General features: G+C 58.8%; 18 protein-coding genes and 1 pseudogene. 12 read left to right on the top strand and 7 right to left on the bottom strand.

Features of this window, described 5'->3' with window-relative positions; translation table 11 throughout:
• Window positions 1-378: 378 nt before the first annotated feature.
• Entirely contained in the window at window positions 379-4,281 is a 3,903-nt protein-coding gene (gene hrpA / locus DVA44_RS11020; protein WP_114386788.1) for an ATP-dependent RNA helicase HrpA, read from the bottom strand.
• Between the two features lie 202 nt (window positions 4,282-4,483).
• Here hrpA and azoR point away from each other — a divergent pair, with 202 nt between their 5' ends.
• Window positions 4,484-5,089, top strand: coding sequence for an FMN-dependent NADH-azoreductase (gene azoR, locus DVA44_RS11015; RefSeq protein ID WP_114386786.1), 606 nt, complete (start codon window positions 4,484-4,486; stop codon window positions 5,087-5,089).
• A gap of 56 nt (window positions 5,090-5,145) precedes the next feature.
• Here the strand turns inward: azoR and DVA44_RS11010 are convergent, their stop codons facing one another.
• Entirely contained in the window at window positions 5,146-6,399 is a 1,254-nt protein-coding gene (locus DVA44_RS11010; protein WP_114386784.1) for an MFS transporter, read from the bottom strand.
• Window positions 6,400-6,639: 240 nt separating this feature from the next.
• On the opposite strand from DVA44_RS11010, the gene DVA44_RS11005 reads away from it, so the two are divergent.
• A complete protein-coding gene (locus DVA44_RS11005) occupies window positions 6,640-7,203 on the top strand; it encodes a helix-turn-helix transcriptional regulator (protein ID WP_114386782.1) in 564 nt (187 codons plus the stop codon).
• Window positions 7,200-7,754, top strand: a complete 555-nt coding sequence (locus DVA44_RS11000; protein ID WP_114386780.1) for a GNAT family N-acetyltransferase — start codon at window positions 7,200-7,202, stop codon at window positions 7,752-7,754. Before DVA44_RS11005 ends, DVA44_RS11000 begins: the two co-directional genes overlap by 4 nt.
• Before the next feature lie 45 nt (window positions 7,755-7,799).
• Here the strand turns inward: DVA44_RS11000 and DVA44_RS10995 are convergent, their stop codons facing one another.
• The 5 genes from DVA44_RS10995 to opgC form a co-directional block, all read right to left on the bottom strand.
• Window positions 7,800-8,216, bottom strand: coding sequence for an ATP-binding protein (locus DVA44_RS10995; protein WP_114386778.1), 417 nt, complete (start codon window positions 8,214-8,216; stop codon window positions 7,800-7,802).
• A gap of 1 nt (window position 8,217) precedes the next feature.
• Window positions 8,218-8,556 (bottom strand): STAS domain-containing protein, encoded by a 339-nt coding sequence (locus DVA44_RS10990; protein WP_114386776.1) that lies wholly within the window; start codon window positions 8,554-8,556, stop codon window positions 8,218-8,220.
• Window positions 8,553-9,698 carry a PP2C family protein-serine/threonine phosphatase gene (locus tag DVA44_RS10985; RefSeq protein WP_246843632.1) on the bottom strand — a complete coding sequence of 382 codons (1,146 nt, stop codon included), beginning with the start codon at window positions 9,696-9,698 and terminating at the stop codon, window positions 8,553-8,555. Before DVA44_RS10985 ends, DVA44_RS10990 begins: the two co-directional genes overlap by 4 nt.
• 69 nt (window positions 9,699-9,767) lie before the next feature.
• A complete protein-coding gene (locus DVA44_RS10980) occupies window positions 9,768-10,667 on the bottom strand; it encodes a hypothetical protein (protein ID WP_114386774.1) in 900 nt (299 codons plus the stop codon).
• 10 nt (window positions 10,668-10,677) lie between these two features.
• Window positions 10,678-11,895, bottom strand: a complete 1,218-nt coding sequence (gene opgC, locus DVA44_RS10975; RefSeq protein WP_114386772.1) for an OpgC domain-containing protein — start codon at window positions 11,893-11,895, stop codon at window positions 10,678-10,680.
• A gap of 284 nt (window positions 11,896-12,179) precedes the next feature.
• On the opposite strand from opgC, the gene DVA44_RS10970 reads away from it, so the two are divergent.
• The 9 genes and pseudogenes from DVA44_RS10970 (at window position 12,180) to nadS (ending at window position 24,398) form a co-directional block, all read left to right on the top strand.
• A complete protein-coding gene (locus DVA44_RS10970; protein ID WP_103822148.1) occupies window positions 12,180-13,994 on the top strand; it encodes a glycosyltransferase in 1,815 nt (604 codons plus the stop codon).
• Window positions 13,991-15,322, top strand: coding sequence for a DUF3131 domain-containing protein (locus DVA44_RS10965; protein WP_114314810.1), 1,332 nt, complete (start codon window positions 13,991-13,993; stop codon window positions 15,320-15,322). Before DVA44_RS10970 ends, DVA44_RS10965 begins: the two co-directional genes overlap by 4 nt.
• Window positions 15,319-16,866, top strand: coding sequence for a DUF3131 domain-containing protein (locus DVA44_RS10960; protein WP_114386770.1), 1,548 nt, complete (start codon window positions 15,319-15,321; stop codon window positions 16,864-16,866). The genes DVA44_RS10965 and DVA44_RS10960 overlap by 4 nt, the downstream gene beginning before the upstream one ends.
• Window positions 16,851-18,245: a DUF3131 domain-containing protein gene (locus tag DVA44_RS10955; protein ID WP_114386768.1), complete on the top strand. Its 1,395-nt coding sequence runs from the start codon at window positions 16,851-16,853 to the stop codon at window positions 18,243-18,245. The genes DVA44_RS10960 and DVA44_RS10955 overlap by 16 nt, the downstream gene beginning before the upstream one ends.
• Window positions 18,242-18,676, top strand: a complete 435-nt coding sequence (locus DVA44_RS10950; protein ID WP_103179796.1) for a globin — start codon at window positions 18,242-18,244, stop codon at window positions 18,674-18,676. The genes DVA44_RS10955 and DVA44_RS10950 overlap by 4 nt, the downstream gene beginning before the upstream one ends.
• Window positions 18,677-18,678: 2 nt before the next feature.
• Window positions 18,679-21,351 (top strand): annotated as a pseudogene (locus DVA44_RS10945) (response regulator).
• Window positions 21,341-23,539, top strand: coding sequence for a sugar-binding domain-containing protein (locus DVA44_RS10940; protein WP_114386766.1), 2,199 nt, complete (start codon window positions 21,341-21,343; stop codon window positions 23,537-23,539). The pseudogene DVA44_RS10945 and the gene DVA44_RS10940 overlap by 11 nt, the downstream one beginning before the upstream one ends.
• A 240-nt stretch (window positions 23,540-23,779) precedes the next feature.
• A complete protein-coding gene (locus DVA44_RS10935) occupies window positions 23,780-24,112 on the top strand; it encodes a type II toxin-antitoxin system RelE/ParE family toxin (protein ID WP_114386764.1) in 333 nt (110 codons plus the stop codon).
• A 1-nt stretch (window position 24,113) separates the two neighbouring features.
• Complete coding sequence (nadS, locus tag DVA44_RS10930) at window positions 24,114-24,398, top strand: NadS family protein (protein WP_114386762.1); 285 nt, start codon at window positions 24,114-24,116, stop codon at window positions 24,396-24,398.
• Window positions 24,399-24,555: the final 157 nt, after the last annotated feature.

The raw sequence follows: 24,555 nt of genomic DNA, 5'->3' as shown, positions 1-24,555 counted from the left end.
AGGGGTGCTGTTACATGCGGCACCGGTGGTGGTTCCGTTCACCTCACGTTCCTTGCTTCTCTGATACATCCGAACCGGTGAACGTGCCAGGGCGGCTCAATCGCCACCGCCCTGGCGACCCGGGCTCCCGGCAAGAAAATCGCCGCTTCGCGGTCCCCTCAGCTTATTCCTTCAGGCTTTCGGGTCGGGCACCAGCCTGCATCCATGCAGGCTATGCCCTCTCGGCGCGTCCATGCGCCTCGCCCCGGCCTTCCGGAAACGCTTCGGCGATTTTCAGCCGGACCAGGGAGCCGCTGTTAGCCTTTTATTAACCGAAACGACTCCATTGCTTCCATGCAATATTGTAGGCCGGGCAAGCGCATGCGCCGCCCGGCGATTTTAAGCCGAGATCTGCTCCATCGCCTGCAAAATCCGCTTATCGGAGATGGGGTATGGCGTCCCCAGCTGCTGGGCAAAGAAGCTCACACGCAGCTCTTCAATCATCCAGCGGATCTCCTGTACATCTTCGTCATCGCGGCGGGCCGGTGGCAGCTTGTTCAGCCACTGCTGCCAGCGCTGCTGCACCGCTTCCACCTTCAACATCTGCGCCCGGTCGCGGTGCGGATCGATCGCCATCTTCTCCAGACGTTTTTCAATCGCCTGCAGATAGCGCAGCGTATCGCCTAAACGCTTGTACCCGTTGCCGGTCACAAACCCGCGATAGACCAGCCCCGCCATCTGGGCCTTCACGTCCGACAGCCCCAGCGCCATGGTCATATCCACCCGCCCTTTCAGGCGCTTGTTGATATTGAACACCGCGGTCAGGATCTGCTCGACCTGCTTCGCAATGTTGACCACCGTCTCGTTGAGCTCAGCGCGCACTTTTTCGTGCAGTTGCGCAAACCCCTCTTCGGTCCAGACCGGGCCGCCCGCAGCGTTGATCAACTGGTCCACGCCGCAGGAGATGCAGTCGTCGATCAGATCCAGCACCTTGCCGTACGGGTTAAAGTAGAGCCCCAGCTTGGCCTTGTTCGGCAGCTTCTCGTGCAGATATTTGATCGGCGACGGGATGTTCAACAGCAACAGACGGCGCAGCCCGCGCCACATCGCCTGCTGCTGCTCCTGCGGATTATCGAACAGCTTGATCGCCACGCTGTCGCGCTCGTCCACCAGCGCGGGCCAGGCTTTGACCTTGTAGTTGCCGCGCTTCTGCTCGTAGCTTTCCGGTAGCTGACCAAAGCTCCAGATATGCAGCCCGCTCTGTTCGATACCGTCGTCGGCCACGGCAGAGAGAGTCTCCTGCACCTTGCCTTTTAAGGCCTCTTTCAGCTCGGTCAGGGAACGGCCTTCCTGCAGCTTTCTGTTTTTATCATCCACCACCCGGAAGCTGATTTTCAGGTGATCGGGCACCTGATCCCAGTGCCAGTCTTCGCGGTCGATGGTGACGCCCGTCATGCGACGCAGCTCGCGCTCCAGCGAATCCAGCAGCGGCAGCTCCAGCGGCGTGGCGCGGCCTAAAAACGCCTCGGCGTAGTTCGGCGCAGGCACAAAGTTGCGGCGCACCGGTTTAGGCAGCGATTTAATCAGGGCGATAACCAACTCGCGGCGCAGGCCGGGGATCTGCCACTCAAACCCGCTCTCCTCCACCTGGTTGAGCAGCGGCAGCGGGATATGCACGGTCACGCCGTCGGCATCGGTGCCCGGTTCAAATTGGTAGCTCAGGCGCAGCTTGAGGTTGCCCTGGTGCCAGAAGTTCGGGTAGTCGAGCTTGCTGACCTGCTCCGCCCCCTCTTTGATCAACATGCTCTTTTCAAAGTTGAGCAGGTCCGGGGTCTCGCGGCTGACCTTTTTCCACCAGCTGTCAAAGTGGCGGGCAGAAATCACGTCGTGGCTGATGCGCTGGTCGTAAAACTCAAACAGCGTCTCGTCATCCACCAGGATGTCGCGGCGACGGGTTTTGTGCTCCAGCTCTTCCACTTCGCTGCGCAGCTTGAGATTTTCCCGGAAGAAGGCGTGGCGCGTCTGCCAGTCCCCCTCCACCAGCGCGTGGCGGATAAACAGTTCGCGGCTGAGCGCCGGGTCGATCTGGCTGTAGTTGACCTTACGCGCCGCCACCACCGGCAGACCGTAGACGGTGACCTTCTCGGTGGCCATTACCGCCCCCTGCGCCCGCTCCCAGTGCGGCTCACTGTATGAGCGCTTCAGCAGATGCTGCGCCACCGGTTCGACCCACTCCGGATCGATGCGCGCGGCAATGCGGCCCCACAGGCGGCTGGTCTCCACCAGCTCGGCGACCATCGTCCACTTCGGCGGCTTCTTGAACAAGCCAGAACCGGGGAAGATGGCGAAGCGGGCGTTACGCGCCCCGGTAAACTCCTGTTTATCGGCATCCTTCATGCCGATATGCGACAGCAGACCGGTCAGCAGCGCGATGTGAATTTCGCGGTACTCCGCCGGTTCGCTGTTCACCGGGATGCCCAACTCTTTTACCACCTGGCGCAACTGGGTATAGATATCCTGCCACTCGCGCACCCGCAGGTAGTTAAGGAAATCGACCCGGCACTGGCGGCGGAACTGGTTTGAGGACAGCGCTTTCTGCTGCTCGCCGATGTAGTTCCACAGGTTCACAAAGGCGAGGAAGTCGGACTCTTTATCGTGGAAGCGACGATGCTTCTCGTCGGAGGCCTGCTGTTTGTCCATCGGACGCTCGCGCGGATCCTGGATGGAGAGCGCCGAAGTGATGATCATCGCCTCGCGCACGCAGCCATGTTTTTGCGCCTCCAGCACCATCCGCGCCAGGCGCGGGTCAACAGGCAGCTGGCTGAGCTGGCGGCCCATGGGGGTCAGCTTGTAGACAGTGGCCTGCTCGTCGGTGGTGATTGCCCCCAGTTCCTCCAGCAGGCGCACGCCGTCCTGGATGTTGCGCTTGTCCGGCGCTTCCACAAACGGGAAGGCGGCGATATCGCCCAGCCCGAGGGCAGTCATTTGCAGAATAACCGACGCCAGGTTGGTACGCAGAATTTCCGGGTCGGTAAACTCCGGGCGTGAGAGGAAATCGTCTTCCGAATAGAGACGGATACAGATCCCTTCGGATACACGTCCGCAGCGGCCCTTACGCTGGTTGGCGGAGGCCTGAGAAATCGGCTCGATCGGCAGTCGCTGCACCTTGGTGCGGTAGCTGTAGCGGCTGATACGCGCCGTGCCGGGGTCAATCACATATTTAATGCCCGGCACGGTAAGGGACGTTTCCGCCACGTTGGTCGCCAGCACGATCCGGCGACCGCTGTGGGCCTGGAAGACGCGGTTCTGCTCGCTGTTAGAGAGACGCGCATACAGCGGCAGGATCTCGGTATGGCGCAGGTCGCGTTTGCTCAGCGCGTCGGCGGTGTCGCGGATTTCGCGCTCGCCGCTCATAAAGATCAGGATATCGCCCGGGCTTTCATTCCCCAGCTCATCCACCGCATCGAAAATGGCCTGGAGCTGGTCGCGCTCGGTGTCGTCGGCGTCTTCCACCATCGGACGATAGCGGACCTCAACCGGATAGGTGCGCCCCGAGACTTCGATAATCGGCGCATTGTTGAAATGACGCGAAAAACGTTCCGGGTCGATGGTCGCCGAGGTGATGATGACTTTCAGATCCGGGCGACGCGGCAGCAACTCCCGCAGGTAGCCCAGCAGGAAGTCGATGTTCAGGCTGCGCTCGTGCGCTTCATCGATGATGATGGTGTCATACTGCATCAGCAGCCGGTCCTGCTGGATCTCCGCCAGCAGAATGCCGTCGGTCATCAGCTTGACCATGGTGTTGTCGCTGACGTGATCGCTGAAGCGCACCTTATAGCCGATACAGCCGCCCGGCTCGGTTTGCAGCTCTTCGGCAATACGGTTCGCCACCGTTCGCGCCGCCAGACGCCGCGGCTGGGTGTGGCCGATCAGGCCCTTGATCCCGCGCCCCAGCTCCATACAAATTTTTGGCAGCTGGGTGGTTTTGCCCGAACCGGTCTCCCCCGCCACAATCACCACCTGGTGATCGCGCACGGCTTCGAGGATCGCCTGTTTTTTCTGGCTGACGGGCAGGTTTTCCGGATAGGTAATGGCCGGGCGCGCGGCTTCGCGCAGCACAACCTTGCCCGCCGCCTGTTCAATCTCTTTCGCCATCTCCTGGAAAATGGCCTGTTGTGCATCAGGATTTTTAACCTTCTTTACCCCATGCAGGCGGCGGGCAAAGCGCTGTTTGTCACGCAACATCAGCGGATCCAGCTGTTGCATAAGCATCGGGAAGGTTAATTTCTGTTGTTCTGTCATAGCGTTAACGGGCAGTGCACTGCCGGATAAAATCTCTTTGTAATGATTGCTACAGAGTACCACATCGCGGGTTTTTGCGCCTTATTCAAAAAATTCGAACATAGACTTCGATATATTGCGCTATCCCTGCGACAGGATTGTGAATAGAGTGTCAGCAAGCAACGGGGCAACCCCCTCATCAAATACAACAAAGGAATCACCCATGAGCAAAGTATTAGTTCTTAAATCCAGTATTCTGGCAGGGTACTCTCAGTCTGGTCAGCTGTCTGATTATTTCGTTGAACAGTGGCGTGAACAGCACAGCGGTGACGAAATCACCGTCCGCGATCTGGCCGCTCAGCCAATCCCGGTACTGGATGGTGAGCTGGTGGGTGCCCTGCGTCCGAGCGATGCGCCGCTGACGCCACGTCAGCAGGAAGCGCTGGCGCTCTCCGATGAGCTGATTGCCGAGCTGAAAGCCCACGACGTGATCGTGATTAACGCGCCGATGTATAACTTCAACATCCCGACCCAGCTGAAGAACTACTTCGACCTGGTAGCGCGTGCGGGCGTCACCTTCCGCTACACCGAGAAAGGGCCAGAAGGTCTGGTCACCGGTAAACGTGCGATTGTGCTTTCAAGCCGTGGCGGTATTCACAAAGATACCCCAACTGACCTGGTAGCGCCGTATCTGACCCTGTTCCTGGGCTTCATCGGCATCACCGACGTGAACTTCGTCTTTGCTGAAGGTATCGCTTACGGTCCGGAAGTGGCGGCCAAAGCGCAGAACGACGCGAAAGCGGCTATCGACAGCCTGGTCGCGGCGTAAGATCCAACGCTGAAAATCTCGCCGGGGAGTGGTGCACGCATCACTCCCCGGCGCTTTTATGTCTCCTGCAAACGTGCCAGCATCCGTGCCCTGCTGAGACAAATAATCGCGCACAGCAGTAGACTGAGCAAGGCCGTGCAGATAAATACCCCCGCCCCGGTCATGGCGAGCATCACCCCGCCGATTAACGGCCCGACCGCAACCCCCAGCGTCGATAACGTTGAAGCCCCAAGATAGGCACCCCGGTGCTCCGCCGGCGCCAGCTGATCGAGCAAAATATTCAGGTTTGGCATCAGAATCGCCTCCCCCATACTGAAGACGGCGGTAAAGATCAGCCAGATCCACACCTCCGTTGAACGGGTGGCAAAAAAGCAGAGCTGCGATAAGGCGAAAATGGCGCCGCCCAGAAGTATCCGTTTCGGCAGGTTAATCTGCGCCATAAACCGCACAATCAGGCTTTGAAACACCAGCACGGTGCAGGCATTGGTAACCAGAATCAGGGTGATGAGCTTCACCGCCCCGTTGCCATCAAGTAGTATCAGATACTGCGGCAGGACGGCTTCATAATGGATAAAAACGATACTGCACAAGATGCTACACAGCAGCGCCGCAACATAGATTCGGTCTTTGGCGATAATCCCCATCATCTGATGCAGCCTGATGGCTGGCGCGCTGCCGGACTGTGGCTCACCCACCAGTTTCCCCGCCGGGATAAACAGCAGTACATAGACGAAAAATGGCAGATAGGTTAAGCCCGTGATCAGGAAAGTCCCCTTCTGGGATGTCAGGCCAAAGACCAGCCCCACCAGCGGGCCAAACACCGCCGCGACGTTGATCAGGTAGTAGCGCATTTGCAGGGCCAGCGCCCGGCGACGACGGTCACCCAGCAGATCGCTCATCAGCGCGCGCACCGGGGGATCGACCCAGGCAAAGCACACCCCGATGATCATCAGGCCGGTGATAAACAGCCCCATCCCGCTCGCCTGCGCCAGCGTGATATAACCCACGGCAGAGAACCCGCACCCCAACAGAAGGATTACCCGCCGCCCCATGCGGTCCGAAATCTGCCCGCCGTACATGCCGAGCACCACCGAGATCAGGGCGCTGCTGGTCATCGCTACGCCAATGGCGATGGGAGACATATGGTAATTCTGGGTCATGATCACGGCGATAAAGGGCCATGCCATAAAATAGCTAAACCGTATGACGAAGGTAAAAAAGAGCAGCGCGTGTACGGTTGCAGGAAATGTTTTTAGCGTCTGAAAAAGCCCCGGTGCCGCGCAGATTTCAGCGGCGGGTTTGGTTGTCATAGGTTGTCCTGTTGGTTATTTTAAATTGTTCTGTTGGTCACGAAATATACCTGGCTAACTAGTAATAAATTTAATTACCCGCAGGTGCAATAAAAAATTTAACAAAAATTTAATAGGTTTTTTTATCTTGAAATTGTGAATTTTTCTTTTGCAGGATTTTTTTCAGCGGTGCTTGACTCGCGTTCAGCGTGCAGTATTATCTCTCATTAGAGAATTTTGTCTCACATACGGGAAGCGGGTATGAACAATCAGGACTACAGGGAAAAGCTGGCGGCACGTCTGGCCGCGCTACGCCTGCAGCATAACCGTTCGCTGGAGGATCTTTCCGCGGCGTCGGGAATAAGCAGAGCCTCACTGTCACGCATTGAACGGGGTGAAGTCAGCCCCACCGCGGAAGTGCTCAACCAGCTCTGCAGCGTATACGGCATGACCATGTCCCGGCTGATCAGCGAGGTTGAGCAGGTCGCTGATAACCTGTTCCGGGCCGGGGAGCAGAGCCTGTGGCATGATGAGCACAGCGGGTTTGAGCGGCGTCTGTTAATACCGCCGTCTAACGCTTTCCGCTGCGAAATGATTGACGGGAAATTACGTCCGGGTGCTTTTATTGAATATCTTCAGCCACCGGTTCAGGGGCTTGAGCAATATATCTGGTTACATGCAGGGGAGTTGATTATTACCATGAATGCGGAAACCTGGCATCTGAAAAAAGGTGACAGTTTACGTTTTCATTTATCGGGAACCTCATCATTCAGGGCACATGAAAATCTTGGCGCCCACTATATTCTGGTGGTATGTAAATCATGATTGAATATAAATGTCTTACTGCTGAAGAGGCACGTCAACGCTTCTCTGAATTAGGTGATGTTTTGCAGGCGTGCGTAAAAGATGGCGCGAGTGTCGGTTTTATTGATCCCACCGACCGTCCTGCCATCGATCGTTTCTGGCAGGAAAAAATAGATAGCCTTGCGCGCCGCGATTGCGATCTTTTCATCGCCCTGGATAACGGCACGGCAGCCGGTACCGTCATGGTTAACTATTGCGCCACGCCTAATGGCCGCCACCGGGCAGAAATTACCAAGCTGCTTGTTCACCCTCAATCACGTCGCCAGGGTATTGCAAGCGCGCTGATGATGCAGGCAGAACAGTTGGCTTGGGAAAAGGGACTCGTTTTGCTGGTGCTGGATACACGCAGTGGCGACGTGGCCAGCAATCTCTACCGCTCGCTTGGCTGGCAGACCGCGGGGTCGATTCCGTTTTATGCGCAGTCGGTTGAAAACACGCTGGATTCGACCACATACATGTACAAAGTTAACGAAAATGCAAAAGCCGCTATCGCCAGCCCGGCGATCGCGTAAGTTTGCCCCTCTCACCGCCCGGTGGGAGGTTTTGCTTTTCAGCCCTCACCACCCTTTTTCCAGCACCGCAATATTCTTTCCGTCCCGGCGTTCGAGGTCAAAACTGTCTACCGACAGCAGGATCAGTCTGAGCCCCCGGCCACTTTCTGCGAGCAGCGTGTCGTCATCAAACGCCTTACGCGCCTCGGCCAGGCGTTCAGCGGGAAAAGGCGTCCCTGCATCGGTAAAGCGCAGGGTCACGCCAGCGTCGGCGGCGATAAAGGTCACGTTAAAAAGCTGGCGTTGATCCTCGTGCAGCGCATAGCGGATGATATTGGTCGCCGTCTCGCAGGCGGCGAGATCCAGCGCAAAGCGCCAGGTTTCGTCCACGGGCAGCGAGGCCATCTGCTGCGCCAGCCACTCCGCCAGCGGCGAGAGCGAGCTTAACGCGGCCGGAAGCGCAATCTCGTGAGCCACGGCCATATTATTGATTCAGCTGCGCCAGCGCCGCGGCGCGGTCCGGGCAGATGCGGAAAATGCGATCCATCCGGGTCAGGGTAAACATGTTGCGGATGCCGGGGTTCAGCGCGCAGAGCACCATATCGCCTTTACCGTTCATCATTTTCAGCAGGGAAACCAGGGTTCCCAGACCGCTACTGTCGATAAAATCGATTTTGCTGAAGTCGACGATCAGGGCTTTGCGATCTTCACCGATCTCGCGGGTAATCGCCTCCTTAAACGCCGCCGCCACCGAGGCATCCAGCCGACGCACCGCCGGGATCATAATGTTCACATCGGGCTGCCGCTCTGTATCAATATTCATTGCTCTTCTCCTTTACGCTCAATCACTAAGAGTGAAACATCATCGGCCATCGATGATTGCTCCTGGTTTTCCCCGCTACGCCAGTGAATAAGGTGCCGGGCAAACTGCGCCAGGAGATCGTTCAGTCCGAGGGCGGCCCCTTGCCGCAGCGCCTCCTGCAGCCGCTGCGGGCCAAACTGTTCCCCGGCGAGGTTTTCACATTCGGTAATGCCGTCGCTGAACAGGCAGAGCCGCTCGCCTGCCGCCAGCGTGAAGTCGACATCCGTCCAGCTGAGATCGGGCATCAATCCTACCGGCGCTCCGCCGCTGCCGACGGCTCTGACCTCTCCGTCCGGGTTGACGATAAAGGGGGTCGGGTGACCGGCCTGGCACAGTTTCCCCTCGCCGGTATCAAGATCGATGACGCCGTAAATCATGGTGAAATAGCTGACTATCTCTACCTCATCGCTGCAAAAACGGCCGTTGAGGATGCGCACCACCTCGGCGGGCGACGCCACCTCGTCGTCGTCGGTAAAGAGAAAGCGCTCTACCGCCCTACCGTGCAAAAACTGGCGGGCCACTGCGAGGGACATCATTGCCGCCCCTACGCCGTGGCCGGAGACGTCCACACAGTAAAAGCCCAGATGGTTATCCAGCGGGAAGACGTTAAAGATATCCCCGGAAACCCAGGCCGAGGGCAGAAAGAGCCAGTCGGAAAAGTAGTCCCGGTAGCATTGCTGGTGCGCGGGCAGCACCGACTGTTGGATACGTGCCGCCACCTCGAGATCTTGTTCAATCTGGCGCAGAGCCTCACTAAGGCGGGCGTTGCGGGCGGCGAGGGTCGCCTCCAGGGAGAGAATACGCGCCCCCGCATGCAGCCGCGCCCGCAGTTCGCTCTGCTCGACAGGCTTGCTGAGAAAGTCATCCGCGCCAGCGTCAAACCCCAGCGTCAGATCGTCTGGATTTTCACGGCCGGTAAGGAGAATGACATAGATATAGTGACCAATCTGGCGGCTGCGGATCTCCCGGCACAGCGTCAGGCCATCCATCTCCGGCATTTCCCAGTCGCTGATGACCAGACTGACCGGCTGGCTTTCGAGGATCTGCAGCGCGGCGAGGCCGTTTTCCGCCTCGCTGACCTTATAGCCCCACTGCGCCAGCATCCGGCTCAGCAGCCGACGATAGACCAGCGAATCTTCCACAATCAGTACATGCTGCGCCACTCTCGCCCCCTAAAGCGGTAAGAACCAGATAAGGCTAACCGTTCCTTCACGAAACTTACCGTTGCCGCTCTGGTGGCCGGGATAACGGGTGCCGGAATAGTTGGCATACTGAACGGAGAATGAGCCTGGCGTATAGCCTGCATAGCCGAAGCTGTAGCTGTAATCGCCGTTCCAGGGCTGTTGCTGGCTGCTGTCCGGGAACCAGAACGCCGTGGCGCGCACAAAGAAATGTTGTCTGAAGGTGTAACCGCATCCGCCCAGCATCACGTTTTTGTTTTTGCGGATATCGTTGCTCTCCAGATCGTAGTAGCGCGGTACCCAGCTGTAGCCCACCTGGCAGATAATGGCGTCGCCTTTGTTGATCAACAGCGTATTCTCCACCGGTTTCGGCAGCGAGAATTTGTAGGCCAGGGTTACTGCCCCCTGCTCGAAGTAAGTGTGACGACCGCTGCCCGAGGTCCAGAAGCGGTTATCCCCGTAATTGCTGTACACCAGGCTAAGGGTATTGGCGTGCCAGTCGTCGTAGCCGAAGCTGTAGCGAAAGTCAGCGGTATAGCGGCTGGTGTCGGTGACCGGTAGACGCGACGTGACGTTGGCAAACCAGTAGCTGTAAGGGGAATATTGCAGACTCAGGTTCAGCGTCTGGTTATATTTTCGCTTCTGCTCCGCGCTGTCTGAGCTGTTGGGGATAGTCATCCACTGCTCTTTCAGGCCCGAGCTAAAGCTCAGCGCGCCGGAAAAAACATCCTCATTGCCTGAGAAAAGCCGCCCCCAGCGGCTGGTAAATACCCCCGCCTGCACCGGCTCGCCGTTGTTGTCGCGCAGTGTCCCGGCATCCTCCTTCGGCGCCGCCTCTGCGCCGATGGCAATGCACAAGAGTGCGCAGGCCAGCAAATATCTCTCCCGCATCTCCCCTTCCTTAGTTAGGTATCCAGCGTGCGGCGACGTTATATTTCGCCAGTAGCCACAGCACACCAAGCGCCGCTGCATGTACAACGGTGTTTACTACCCAGTCCTGACGCCACAGATCGAAGGTCACAAACTGGCTTACCGCGAGCACGACGTAGACGTGCAAAATAAAGGTATAAAGCGAGCGCTGGCCGAGCGGGATAAGAAACCAGCCTGCCAGCCGGTAAAGAGGTTGCCAGCACCAGGTCAGGAGGAGATAGACCGTCACCATCAGGCAGATATCGTTCAGCACCCTCACCGGGCCCAGCCCGTTTTTTGCCGCCCAGGTATGGTAAAACGCGTTGAAGTCCGCCGCAGGGATGGTATGCATCAGGAGCGCGGGCGGCATAAAGGGGTTGGTATGATTCTGGGCGACAAAGCCGAGGGCCAGTGCAATCACCACCAGCGCCGCGACCACCACTTTGCCAGCGGGAGTGCGAGCGAAAGAGAGCAGCTCCTCTTTATACCAGCCGCAACTCATTCCCAGCACAAAAATAAACTGCCACGCCAGCAGCGGAAAGGCGAACTCAAACTGCGACGGGGTTATCCGTACCGGCCAGCGCTGCCAGCAGCAGTAAACCAGCAGCGAAAGGCCCAGCAGCCAGTACACTTTATCCCTTTGCAACATGCCTAAAAACAAAGGGCTTAACAGCAGGAGAAAGATATAGAGCCCTAAAATTTGCGTCTGGTGAGGACCAATTTGCAGATAGAGAACAATGTTAAACCAGGTCTCTTTTATCTGCGGCGTCACCGGATAAAGGGACCAGGTGGTTCCCGAAAAACGGTCGGTAAAATGGGTCACTTCAAAAACGTTTATAAAAGGCAAATACCCCAGCAACAGAAAGGATAAAATGATAATAATATTTACCCGGTATATTTTCCACGCCCTGAGGTAAAGCCCCCAGGAAATAGTGAGCAAGACAACTTTTTGTAATCTGGCACGATTTAACATCCCCAGCATAAATCCGGAAAGAATGACAAATCCTTCCGCACCGGTCGTCAGACCAAAACGCTCCCAGGTAAATATATTAAATATCGACATCACCTCTGTATGCGCCACCACCATCATTACCAGTGCAATTCCGCGCATAAAATCAATACGCAGCTCGCGATTCCCGGCAAGAGAATAGCGCCATGCCCTTGATTTTATGTTTTCTTCTTGCGGTATTGCAGGCGCAATCTGGCTCATAGGGAGTCCTGTTAATGATCCTGAAAAAGCATCGTGCTAATAATTTAGATAGCGTAAATGCCTTCATCTGGCAATTATTGCGGTACGCAGGAAAAAACCTTATTAATAATTAACTTTTATTTAAGCGCCCCTAAACTGTTGCAATTTAACCTGCTGGATTATTTTTATCCGCGTTCTACACTTACCTTAAATTATGTTTTTGTGAGCGTTATTTCCATGGCGTTCTCCCTGTCGGTAACAGGCTATTAATTTATTGTCATCGTGGAATCAGGATATCCTTCGCTATGGATTTTTATTTTTCCCGTTTTGAACATCGTCGTCCGCCTGAACCGCTTAAAACGCCGCGCTGGGTCATGATGACCTGGCAGGTATTAGCGGTGGCCGCGCTTATTCTTGGTGCCAACTATATTTACTGGCGCTGGACGGCCTCTTTAAATACCGACGCGCTCTGGTACGCCATTCCGCTGGTGCTGGCGGAAACCCTGGCCTGGATCGGCACGGTGCTGTTCACCATTAACTTGTGGAAGGAAGAGGATCCGCCGCAAACGCCCCCGCCGTCTGAGATCAACGACTGCCTGCGGCCGGAAGATGCCGAGGAGTCCAGGCCGATAAAGGTCGATCTCTTTATCGCCACCTACTCCGAAGATGTGGAGCTGGTGCGGCTCTCCATCCGCGACGCCATGAAAATGGCCTACCCTGTCCCGCTGGATTACAAGGTTCATGTGCTGGATGATGGTCGGCGTCCGGAGATGAAAGCCGTATGCGAAGAGGAAGGCGCCAACTACATTACCCGCCAGACCAATATCGGCTTTAAGGCGGGCAACCTGCGCAACGGACTTGAGCAGACCGACGGCGATTTCCTGATCATCTGCGACGCCGATACCCGCGTTTTCCCCACGCTGCTCAGCCATACGCTGGGCTATTTCCGCGATCCGGACGTCGCCTGGGTGCAAACACCCCAGTGGTTCTTCGACCTGCCGGAAGGGGAAAATCTGGCGCACTGGCTCGGGCGCAGGGCGGGTAAAGCGGGATACGGTCTCGGCTGGCTCGCCCAGAAATTTATCGGCCCGGTGACCCTTGGCCGGGATCCCTTTTTCAACGATCCGCGCATGTTCTACGACGTGATTTTACGCCGCCGCAACTGGGCTAATGCCGCCTTCTGCTGCGGCGCGGCCTCGGTGCATCGACGCGAGGCGGTGATGCAGGCGGCGCTGCGCAGCTACGTCTGGACCGTCGAAGAGGAGATCGACCGCCATACCCGGGACATACGCGATCCGGCGATGCGCGAAACCCTGCAGGAGGCAATGCGTCCCCACGTGGCCTTCGATACGGAGCTGACCCCATATAAATTCCACGTTTCCGAGGATATTTACACCTCTATCCTGCTGCACGGCGATGCCGCGCGCCGCTGGCGCTCGGTCATGCACCCGCGCATTGAATCCAAGATGCTCTCCCCGCAGGATATGCTGACCTGGATGATCCAGCGTTTTAAATATGCCGCCGGCTCGCTGGATATTCTGTTTCACGACAATATCTTCAGCCGCCGCCGCTTTAAGCTCTCTCTGCCGCAAACGCTGATGTATGCCACCACCTTCTGGTCCTACATGGCCTGCGTATGGAATACCATTTTCCTGGTCTCGCCGATTATCTATCTCTTTACCGGTATTCCCCCTGTGTCGGCCTGGTCTGAGCCCTTTTATCTCCACTTTTTGCCCTTTTTCATCGTCTCCGAACTGGCGTTTATGTTCGGCACCTGGGGAATATCAGCCTGGGATGGCAGGGCATCGTATCTCTCGTTTTTCTCCATGAATCTGCGGGCGCTCGATACGGTGCTGCGCGGCGAGCAGATAAAATTTCACGTCACCCCCAAAGAGCGGCAGACAGGGCGTTTTCTCTACCTGGTGAAGCCGCAGATCGCTATCGTCGTGCTCACCCTGGCGGGCCTCATCTGGGGCGGAATACAGGTAGCCCGCGGCCAGGTTGACGACCCTTCCGGCTACGTCATCAATATTTTCTGGGGTGCGGTGAATATTGCCGCCATGCTGCCGCTGATTCTGGCCGCCGTCTGGACCCCGGCCGAAGAGGAGGCGAGCCAATGAGAAAACGCGATGCGCTGCTGTCGGCCCGCAGCTACCTCACTATTCTGATCGGTTTCCTCCTGGGCTTCGCCATCGTCGTTTGGGTGGAGAAACAGATGCCTTCGCGCGTGGAGAGCAGCGCGGGCATGACCCTGAGTAAGGATTTCCCACCCCTGCCCGCCTCGCGCGAGCTAACCTTCGACGAGGCGATCTGGGCGCGGGTGGCCTGGCAATATTATGTCAATAATACCCAGCCGAACGGCCTGGCCAACGCCCACGATGGCGAGCCCTGGCTCAGCCTGTGGAGCACCGGCAGCTATCTCTTTGCGCTGGTGGCCGCCAAACAGCTCAATATCCTGACGACAGACGAATTTGATGAGCGCATCACCGCGGCGCTGTTTACGCTGGGGCAGCTCCCGCTGAATCCCGAAGGGCTACCCGCCGCTTATTATCATGCGGACACGCTGCAAATGCTGGGCAAGCCAGACTCCTCCGCTATTGGCATGGGCCGCCTGCTCAATGCCCTTCAAACCCTGCTGTGGCGCTATCCCCAGCATGCCGCCGCCGTGCGCGACCTCTTTAACCAGTGGAAGGTTGGGGCCCTGATCGCAAGTAACCCCGCAACCCAGGCCGCAGCGCCGCTCCACCACTGGGCACTGGCGGCGGACGAGCCCAGAAACAGCTTCGGTTATCGTCTGTATGCCAGCCATACGCTTCGGCTGATCGACAGCGCGGCGGGGCTGGCGGTGACCAACCCGCCGGAGGGGCAGCAGATGATCGATATCGACGGTATTATGGTGCCCGACGAGGGGCTACGTACCCCTTGGGGCCGACAGCCATCGCTTATCAGTCTCCCCTACCTGTTAACCGGCCTGGAGCTGGGCTTCGACGCCCAGAGCGCGGAGATCGCCTGGCGCATTATGCAGATCCAGCAGCGCCGTCACGGGCTGCGGGTGAGCAAGCCGCCCATCAGCACCGACTATGCCGAGCCCGCGCCGGATTACGTAAACGATCTGCCCGATCGCCAGCCGCTACAAACCAGCGCCCTGCGCGATGCCACCCCGGAACAGACTGCGATCACCTCCACCCGCTCCGCCTTCGCCTGGTACGCCCTGTTCCGCAACGGCTGGAGCGAAGCGCTGCGCCAGCAGGTTCAGACGCTGCAGGTGCCCGGCAAGGGGTGGCAGCGCGGACTTAACCTGAACAGCAGCGTGAATGATGTGATTGACGCTGATACCAATGCCATCGTGCTCGAAAGCCTGGCCTATATTGCCCACGGCCAGATGCTCTGTCTGGCCTGTCTGAGCCTGACGACTTCCCCTACTTCTTCAGCAGGAGCTACGCCATGAAGCTGAAATTTCTCCTCTTTTTTCCTCTTCTGGCCGGGCTTCTGGCGTGCTGGCTCACGCTTTCCGCTGCACAGGCCGCCACCGTGCTGCCGGCCTCGGAGTACGAACCGCGCAGCGGCGAGCTTACCCCCAGGGAGATGGCTATCGCCAAAAACGCCTGGCAATATTTTGTCGCCAACTTCCAACCCACCACCGGGCTGGTCAATGCGGTAAACAAATACCCCTCCACCACCATGTGGGACAGCGCCTCCTATATGGCCGCCATGACGGCGGCGCGGGAGCTGGGGATCATTGATAAAGCCGAGTTTGACCGCCGGATGCTGAAATTGCTCGCCACCCTGAACAAGCTGGATCTGTTCCGCAACGAGCTGCCCAACAAAGCCTACAACACCATTACCGGCCAGAAGGTGAACTACCAGAATAAACCGGGGGAGATTGGCTTCTCGGCGCTGGATATCGGCAGGATGCTGATCTGGCTAAAAGTGATCAAAGAGCGTTACCCGGAGTATGCCAACAGCATCGATAACGTGGTGCTGGGGTGGGACTTCAGCCACGTTATCGATCCCTGCGGCATGATGTACGGCGCCTACCTGGAGAACGGCCAGCCGAAATATGTGCAGGAAGGACGGCTGGGCTATGAAGAGTATGGCGCGGCAGGTTTCCAGCTCTGGGGATTTAGCACCTGTCAGGCCAGCCGCCCGCAGCCTTACGAGCTGGCAGAGATCTACTGCGTGCTGGTGCCCTACGACTCGCGCGATCCGCGTCAAACCAGCCAGCATAACTATGTAGTGACCGAATCCTACGTGCTGTACGGCATGGAGTTCGGGTATGACAATCCGCTCGACCGGAATAACAGCCCGCGCGACTACTCCCACCCGTGGATGAAAAACTTTGCCGACCGGGTCTATCAGGCTCAGGAGAACCGCTACGCCATTACCGGGATATTGTCCGCCCGCTCCGAGCACCAGCTGGATAAGTCGCCCTACTTTGTGTATGACACCGTCTTTAGCGACGGCTTTAACTGGAACACCATCACCGACAAAGGCCAGTATGTCCCCAACACCGCCGCCGTATCCCTGAAGGCGGCACTGGGGATGTGGGTACTGTGGAACTCGCCCTACACCGACCGCCTGCTGGACACCATTGAAAACGCCAACGAAGAGGGCAAAGGCTACTACGAGGGGCTTTACGAAAACGGCGACGGCCCGATTAAAGAGTTCACTGCCAATAACAACGGCATCATGCTGGAGGCGCTGCTGTTCAAGAAAGAGGGCAAGCTGCTGCGGTTTAATACCGACAACCCGAAAAACCGCGATCTCGCCCCTTCGCTCTGGGACAAAAAGCTGGTGGATCTGTTCGAGCCCAATAACACCCCGCGCAACCGCCCCTTCCTGAGTAGCACCCCGGCGGTTAAGAGCTGGTGTGAACAGACCGGGACCACCCAGCGCACGAAACCCGCCTGCCAGGCATGCCAGTGCGCCGCCTGTAGTGCAGACGAGCCTGTTAAACTGCCGCCGGTGACCGCGCAATGCTTAAAACCGTAGCCCGCTGGCTGGCGGTCGCCCTCCTCCTGCTGCTTATTGCCCTCGCCCTCTTCAGCCGGGAGGGCGCAGGGTGGCGCTGGCTGACGAAGGGCGGCTGGCACACCACCGCGCGCATCGACAGCCTGACGCCGCAGGAGCAGGCGTGGGCCCGCATCGCCTGGCGCTATTTCGAAAATAACACCCAGCCGCAGACCGGGCTGGTGAACGGCAGCGACAAACAGCCGCGGGTAACCCTCTGGCAAATGGGCGACACCCTCATCGCCCTGCTCGCCGCCCGGGATCTGGGGCTGGTGCAGGAGCCTGAGTTTGACGCCCGCCTGACGCGCCTGCTCGGCACGCTTAACCGGCTGACCCTGACCGAAACCCGCACGCCGGGCAGGCTTTACTCCAGCCGGACGGCGACCCCCATCGACTTTACCGGTAAACCGGCAAAGAGCGGCTGGTCGGCAAAGGATATGGCCCGACTGATGCTGGCCCTGCGGCTTACTGCCGAACGCGCCCCCCAGTATCGCGAGTATCTGGATAAGATCATTCTGCGCTGGAACTTCTGCCGGGTGATGGATAACGAGGGGGAACTGTGGTCCGCCTCCGTTCAGAACGGCCAGCCGGTGCTGCGCGAGGAGCTGCGTCTGGGTGAGAGTGAGTACGCCGCCAGCGCGTTTCGCCTGTGGGGATTCCCGGCAGGAAAGGCGTTCACTCCCCCTTCGCGTAATGTGATCCTCTATCAGCGCAGCCTCAACGTAGATGCCCGGGATCCGCGCACCACATGGCAACCCTCTCTGCTGACCACCCTCCCCGCGATGCTGCCCGGAGTGGAGTTCGGCTGGCAGCCGCCCGGCGTACCGTCCAATGTGCAAAAAGCGCTGCGCGCCAGGGCAGAAGGGATATGGCTCACTCAGAAATCACGTTGGGAGCAGGACAAAGTGCTCACCGCGCGGGCCGATTTTTATCTCTCCCAGGCGCCCTGGCACGTTGAGGACACCGTCTGGGGAAACGGCTATGCCTGGAACACCCTGGGGGACGATGGCAAATACTACCCCCGGCTGGCGCAGGTCTCTACCAAAGCGGTCTTCCTACTCTGGGCGCTGTGGAAAACCGACTATACCGATGCCCTGATGGCGGTCACCCGCCATCTTAACAACCCGCAGCAGGGCTGGTTTGAGGGACGCGTTGAGGCGACCGGCGATATCAACCCGACCCTGACCCTCTCCACCAACGCCATGGTGCTGGAAGCCCTCTATTACAAACACAACGCCGGGCCGCTGTTTGAAAACGGCCTTGCGGATGAGAACAGCTATTTCTCCCGCCGCACGACGGATGAATTTAACCCGCCCGGCCTCTGTCTGCCCGGCGAACGGGCCACGAGGGGTGCACCATGAAGTTTTATCGCGATCTCTTTGAGGCAAGCCTGAACCGCGTCTTGCCGGAGAACGACAAAAAGCGCTTTTTTGAGGCCTTCCGGGAGACATTTATCCATATGTCTCCTGAAACGGAGCAGCACTTCGCCCGGCATCCGGAGGCGGAGGGCCAGCAGATGCTCTTTAAGAGCTTTTTCGCCATGCTGGCCGTCGATGGTGCGCTCTTCGTGCCGGACTTTCTGGAGCGGCTGGCGCGGGAGCAGAGCCATGAAGGGCTGCGCCTGCCGCCGCGGTTTTTCGCCCTCTGGCGGGAAGCGATGCTCAGAACCGTTCGCGCCTGCGATCCCCTCTGCGACGAGGAGATCCTCACCGCCTGGGCAATGGCGATCGCGCCCGGGCTGGAGTACCTGCGCCGCCAGGCGGAGCTGCACTATCAGGCGGGAGGCGAATAACCATGCAAGAGCGATCCTATTTCGATCTTAACGCGCTGCCCATGGGGGTAATGATCTACGATCCGGCGGAGCGCCTGCTGGCCTGGAACGACCCGGTGACGCGCTTTTACCCGGTCATCACCCCCTGGCTGGCCGTCGGCGCCACCCTGGAGAGCCTGGCGGAAAAATTTATCGATGCGGGCTATAACATCGATCCTGGCCGCCGCCAGACCCTGCGCGAAGCGATTATCCGCAACTGCCGTCAGCCGAGCCATCGCGAAGTGCGGCAGTCTGGTCAGCGGCGGCTCTACGTTCAGCATCAGCGGCTGGCCGACGGCGGCATTATCAGCCTGCATACGGACATCACCGAGCTGGACGAGGCCCAGCGCTCGCGCCACCAGCTGCACGACGATTTTTTACTTACCGCGGAGTCGATCCAGATCGGCATCTGGGACTGGCAGGTCTCCCACGACAGCCTGCAGGTGAACGATACTCTGCTGGCGATGGTGGGCGAGTCACGCACGCAGTTGCTCTATCCGCTGCGCTTTTTGCTTAACCTGGTGCACGAGGAGGATCGCGCCACCCTGCGCCAGGCGATGATCGCCTCGCGCCAGGCGCATATGCCGGTATTCGAATGCGAAATTCGCGTCCAGCACGCCGCCCGGGGCTGGCGCTGGATGTTGATTTCGGGCCAGGTTGTGACTCTCAACATGCAGCAGCAGGCCGAACGGGTGATCGGCACCCTGCAGGATATTACCCGTCGTAAAGAGGCGGAACTGCTGGCCATAGAGGCGGCGAAGGTGGCCCGGGAGGCCAACGAGGCGAAAAGCGCCTTCCTCGCCAACATGAGCCACGAAATTCGCACCCCGATGAACGGCATTCTGGGCATGACCCAGCTCTGTCTGGACACCCCTCTTAACCCGGAGCAACGGGAGTATCTTTCGCTGGTCATGAGTTCGGCCCAGTCGCTACTGCATATTATCAATGACATTCTCGACTTCTCCCGCATCGAGTCGGGCAAGATGTCGGTGGATGTGGAGCCGCTGGAGATCCGCCCCTTTATTCAGTCGCTGATCCGCCCCCACATGCCCGCCGCCAGCGAAAAAGGCATTGAGCTGCTGGTGGATATTGCCCCCGAGCTGCCGGAGGTGCTGGTAGCGGACGGTCCCCGGCTGCGCCAGATCCTTACCAACCTGCTGGGCAACGCCCTGAAGTTTACCCACCAGGGCGAAGTGCTGCTGGCGATAGCGCCCGCTGACGATGAAGGTCGGTGGCGTTTTCGCATCCGCGACAGCGGCATCGGCATTCCGGCGGATAAGCAAAAAGCGATCTTCGAGGCCTTCAGCCAGGCCGACAGCTCCACCACCCGCCGTTACGGCGGCACCGGACTGGGGCTGACCATCTCGGCCCGGCTGGTGAGCCTGATGGGTGGCGAGCTGACGGTTGAGAGCCACCCCGGCGTGGGGAGCGAATTTGCCTTCACCCTGCCGCTGGAGAGCCAGCAGGCCGCCGCGCCTGTAGGGCGCTTCAATGGCGAACAGGTGCTGGTGGTGGATGACAACAGCACCAACCTGCGCCTGCTTGATACCATGCTTCACCAGATGGGGCTGGCGCCAACCTGCGTTAACAACGCCGCCGAGGCGCTGCGACGCGCAGCCGAAGAGAGGCGATGGGCGCTGATCCTGCTGGACGCGCAAATGCCGGATATGGACGGCGTTTCGCTGGCGCTCGAACTCTCCGTGCTGCCCCAGACCGAGCAAAGCCATATCATTATGCTCAGCTCCATGAGCCGCCATTTTGACGCCAACATGCTTAAGCGCATCGGCATCGCCCACTATCTGCATAAACCCATTGCCCAGCGCGAGCTGCATCAGGTGATTGCCAGCGTGCTTGAACCCACCCCAGTCCTGACTCCGGCCCCCGCGACGGCGCCCGCCGTGCCGCAGGCCGGGCTACGCATTCTGCTGGCCGAGGATAATCTGGTGAACCAGAAAGTCGCCCGCCGCCTGCTGGAGCGGCTCGGCCACCGGTGCGAAGTGGTCAATAACGGGCGCGAGGCGCTGGAGCGCTGGCGGGAACACGCCTAGGACATTCTGTTGATCGACCTGCAAATGCCGGAGATGGACGGCGAAACCGCTATCCGCCTGCTGCGGGAAGAGACGCAGGCCAGGGGGGGCACCCACCAGCCCGCCATCGCCATGACCGCCCACGCCATGCAGGGAGATAAAGAACGCTGCCTGGCGATGGGGTTCGACGGCTATATTGCCAAGCCGGTGAGCCAGGAGGCATTGCAGCAAGAGATTGCGCGCGTCGGCCCGGAGAGTCATAACCCGCAGAGTGATAAAGGGCTGCCGGACGAAGCCCGGCTATTAAAACAGTGCGCGGACGATCCCGCTCTGGTACAGGAGCTGCTGGATCTGTTCGGCGAGGGGCTCGACGAGGCGGTAGCAACAATCGCCCGGGCGATCGACCGCGACGACCGCGAGGCTCTGGGCCGGGCGGCGCACCGGCTTCGCGGCGAAGCCGCCACCCTCGGCTTTACCGGATTGGCAGAACGGCTCCAGCAGTTAGAGAGCCAGGCGACAACGCTGGACCCGGCCGGGCTTAAGGCGCTGCGCGGCGAGCTCCTCAACGAGGCCGGACGCGGTGCCGCCTGGCTGCACCACCGGGCGCAGGAGATGAATCATGATCCCTAAACTTATTCTGCCGCTGGTCGTCTGGCTTCCGCTGGCGCAAGCGGCGCCTGTGCCGGTCACCTGGTCGCTGGCCGGGCAGTGGCGCGTGCATGATGCCAACGATGACACTTTTAACGGGGCCAGCGCTCCTGACAGCGGCTGGCGCACGCTCCGGGTGCCCGCCAACTGGTACAGCGCCGGATACGATCATCAGGGCGCGCTCTGGTACCGTCATGAATTTACCCTGCCGGAGCGCACGCCGGATACCATGGCCACCCTGGTGTTTGACGGCGTGGATTATTTCGCCGACGTGACGCTCAACGGCAAGGCGCTTGCCCGCCACGAGGGCTATTTCCAGCGCTTCCCGGTGGACGTAAGCGACGCCCTGCGCCGCCATAACCGGCTCGCCGTTCGGGTGGAGAGCCCGTACGAAGATCCGAAAACCATCTGGCCGCTGCACAAAACCCTGGTCAAAGGGGTGCTTAACCAGCACGACACCCGCCCCGGTGGCGCCTGGTCCGAGCATGGCCAGGATGCCAACTCCGGTGGCATCTGGGCGCCGGTGAAGCTGCACATGAGCCGCGGCGTGACGATTGACGAGGTGATCCTGCGCCCGGACTGGCGCGAGGGGCTGCAAAACCCCCTCTTGCGCGCCGAGATTCGCTACCGGGCGCTGGCGGATGGGCCCGCCACCCTGCGCCTCTCTGCCGCGCCGGACAATTTCAGCGGCCCGGACTTTCAGCAGGACTTCCCGGTCACGCTCAAGAGCGCCGCCGGCACCCTGAACGTCTCGCTACCAATGCGCTCCGCCAGGCTCTGGTGGCCGGTGGGCGTCGGCAAGCCGAACCTCTACCGGGTGCGAGCCTCGCTGCGGGATGACCAGGGGCTGATGGATACCGCCCTCACCCGAACCGGGTTACGCAAGCTGGAGGAGCAGCCGGACAATAAAGGCTGGCTCATCAACGACCGTCGGCTGTTCATCAAGGGCAGTAACTATATTGGCTCCCCCTGGCTCGGCACCATGACGCGGGCAAAATACCGCCGGGATTTCGAACTGGTGGAGTCGATGAACGCCAACGCCATTCGCGTCCACGGGCATGTGGCAGGCCGCGCGCTCTATGATGTAGCGGATGAGATGGGGCTGATGATCTGGCAGGATGTGCCCCTCCAGTGGGGCTATGATGACAGCGTCGCCTTTGCCGATAACGCGGTTCGCCAGACCCGCCAGATGGTTGAGCAGTTCGGTAACTCGCCGGCCATCATCGTTTGGGGCGGGCACAACGAGCCGCCCTGGAACTCACCGTGGATGGAAAAACGCTTCCCGGACTGGAACAAAAGCTTAAACCAGTCCCTGACGAAACGGGTGGGCGACACGCTCGCGGAAGATAGCTCCCGCATCGTGCACCGTTTTTCCGCCGTGGAGGAGCACTACTGGGCGGGCTGGTACTTCGGCACGATACGCGATCTGCTGGCGCCCGCCAAAACCGGGATTATCACCGAGTTTGGCGCCCAGGCGCTGCCGCGGCTCTCCACCCTGAAAACCTTCATCCCTGAGAGCCTGATGTGGCCGAAGAGCACGGCGGCGGACGATCCCGGCTGGACGCACTGGAAGTACCATAACTTCCAGCCCTTCCAGACCTTTAAGTTCGCCAATATTCCCCGGGGCAATACTATCCAGGAGATGATTGCCAATACCCAGGCGTATCAGGCGCAGCTGGTGGCGACGGCGGCGGAGAGCTATCGCCGACAGCGCTATCAGCCGGTGACGGCCCTCTTCCACTTTATGTTTGTCGAAACCTGGCCCTCGATTAACTGGGGGGTGGTGGATTACCTGCGCAAACCGAAGGCGGGTTACTACGCCCTGAAGCGCGCCTACCAGCCGATCCTCCCCTCCATCGAACCCGTAACCGACGTCTGGCGTCAGGGACGCGAAGCGACGGTGCGCCTGTGGGCGATTAACGACACCTGGTCAGCCTGCGAAGATTGCCGCCTGACGTGGCAGGTGAAGCAGAGCGGAAAATGGCTTGCTAAAGGCGAGACGATCATGACCCTGCCGCCCGACTCGGGTACCAGGGTAAAGGAGATTACCGTCACGCCGACCAGCGTTGAGCGAGTGACCATTGAGTATCGCATTGAGAATAACGCGCGAGAAACGGTGGGCAAAAACCGACGGGAAGAGTCTGTCGAGGCGTCGTCCGCCGGGAAGTAAAGCATAAATTTCCTGATAACCCTCTCCTCTGAGAGGGTTTATCTTCTGATATACCCTGCAATTTTACGAGACGCCTCGTAGCGTCAGCACGCTGTTCAGCACACTCTCGCCATGCTCCTTACAATGCCGACCAGTGCCAGCGCGCATTTCAGTTCATGCGTTCTCTGGCAGCAAAATAATTCTGGATCTGTACTATGTACACCTGAAGGTGTACATGGTACCTTACATGGAGAGAGAATCGTGTGCCATGCGATAGAATTTATCGAGACGTCACTGTTTACGCGGCAAATCAAACAGATCGCGACTGATGATGAACTCCTGACGTTACAAAGAGAGCTCATTGCCTTTCCGGACAAAGGTGATGTTATTCAGAATACCGGCGGGCTGCGAAAAGTCCGGATGGCAACGGGGACTCAGGGTAAAAGCGGTAGCGCCAGGGTGATTTACCTTCTGGCAACACGGGAGATTATCTGGCTGTTGCTCGCTTATCCGAAAAGCGCCAAAGAGAATCTCACTGATGCGGAAAAGGCTGAACTAAAAAAACTGACAACCTTACTGAAAAACGAGGTGTGAAATGCATTTTTTTGACGAACTCAAAACGTCCCTGGAAGAGGCGGTCGACATCAAAAACGGGAACAAAGCCCCTTCCCGCGTTACCCGCTATGAGATTGCCGATGTCAAAGCGATCAGAGAGCAGCTCAACGTCTCCCAGTCAGAAATGGCAAAAGCGCTGGGCACCAGCGTGGATACCATCAAAAGCTGGGAATCCAGAAGACGTAACCCCACCGGCCTGGCAGCCAAAGTGCTGGCCACGATCCAGGCGAACCCGGCATTCTTTTACGAACTGGCTGCGCATTAATAGGTCGTATTGGGGATGCCAATAGCGACAGGTAAAATAAAAACGCAGAAACAAAGCCCCAGCGACAGCGTGCCGGGGCTTTTAGGGTGCCACTAAATTAATCCTTAACATCCTTCAATCTACACAAAGATGGCCTCACGCAGGATTAAGGGGTTTG

It is taken from the genome of Leclercia sp. W17, assembly GCF_003336325.1.
Taxonomy (GTDB): Bacteria; Pseudomonadota; Gammaproteobacteria; order Enterobacterales; family Enterobacteriaceae; genus Enterobacter.
This window is presented reverse-complemented; position numbering and strand designations above follow the sequence as displayed.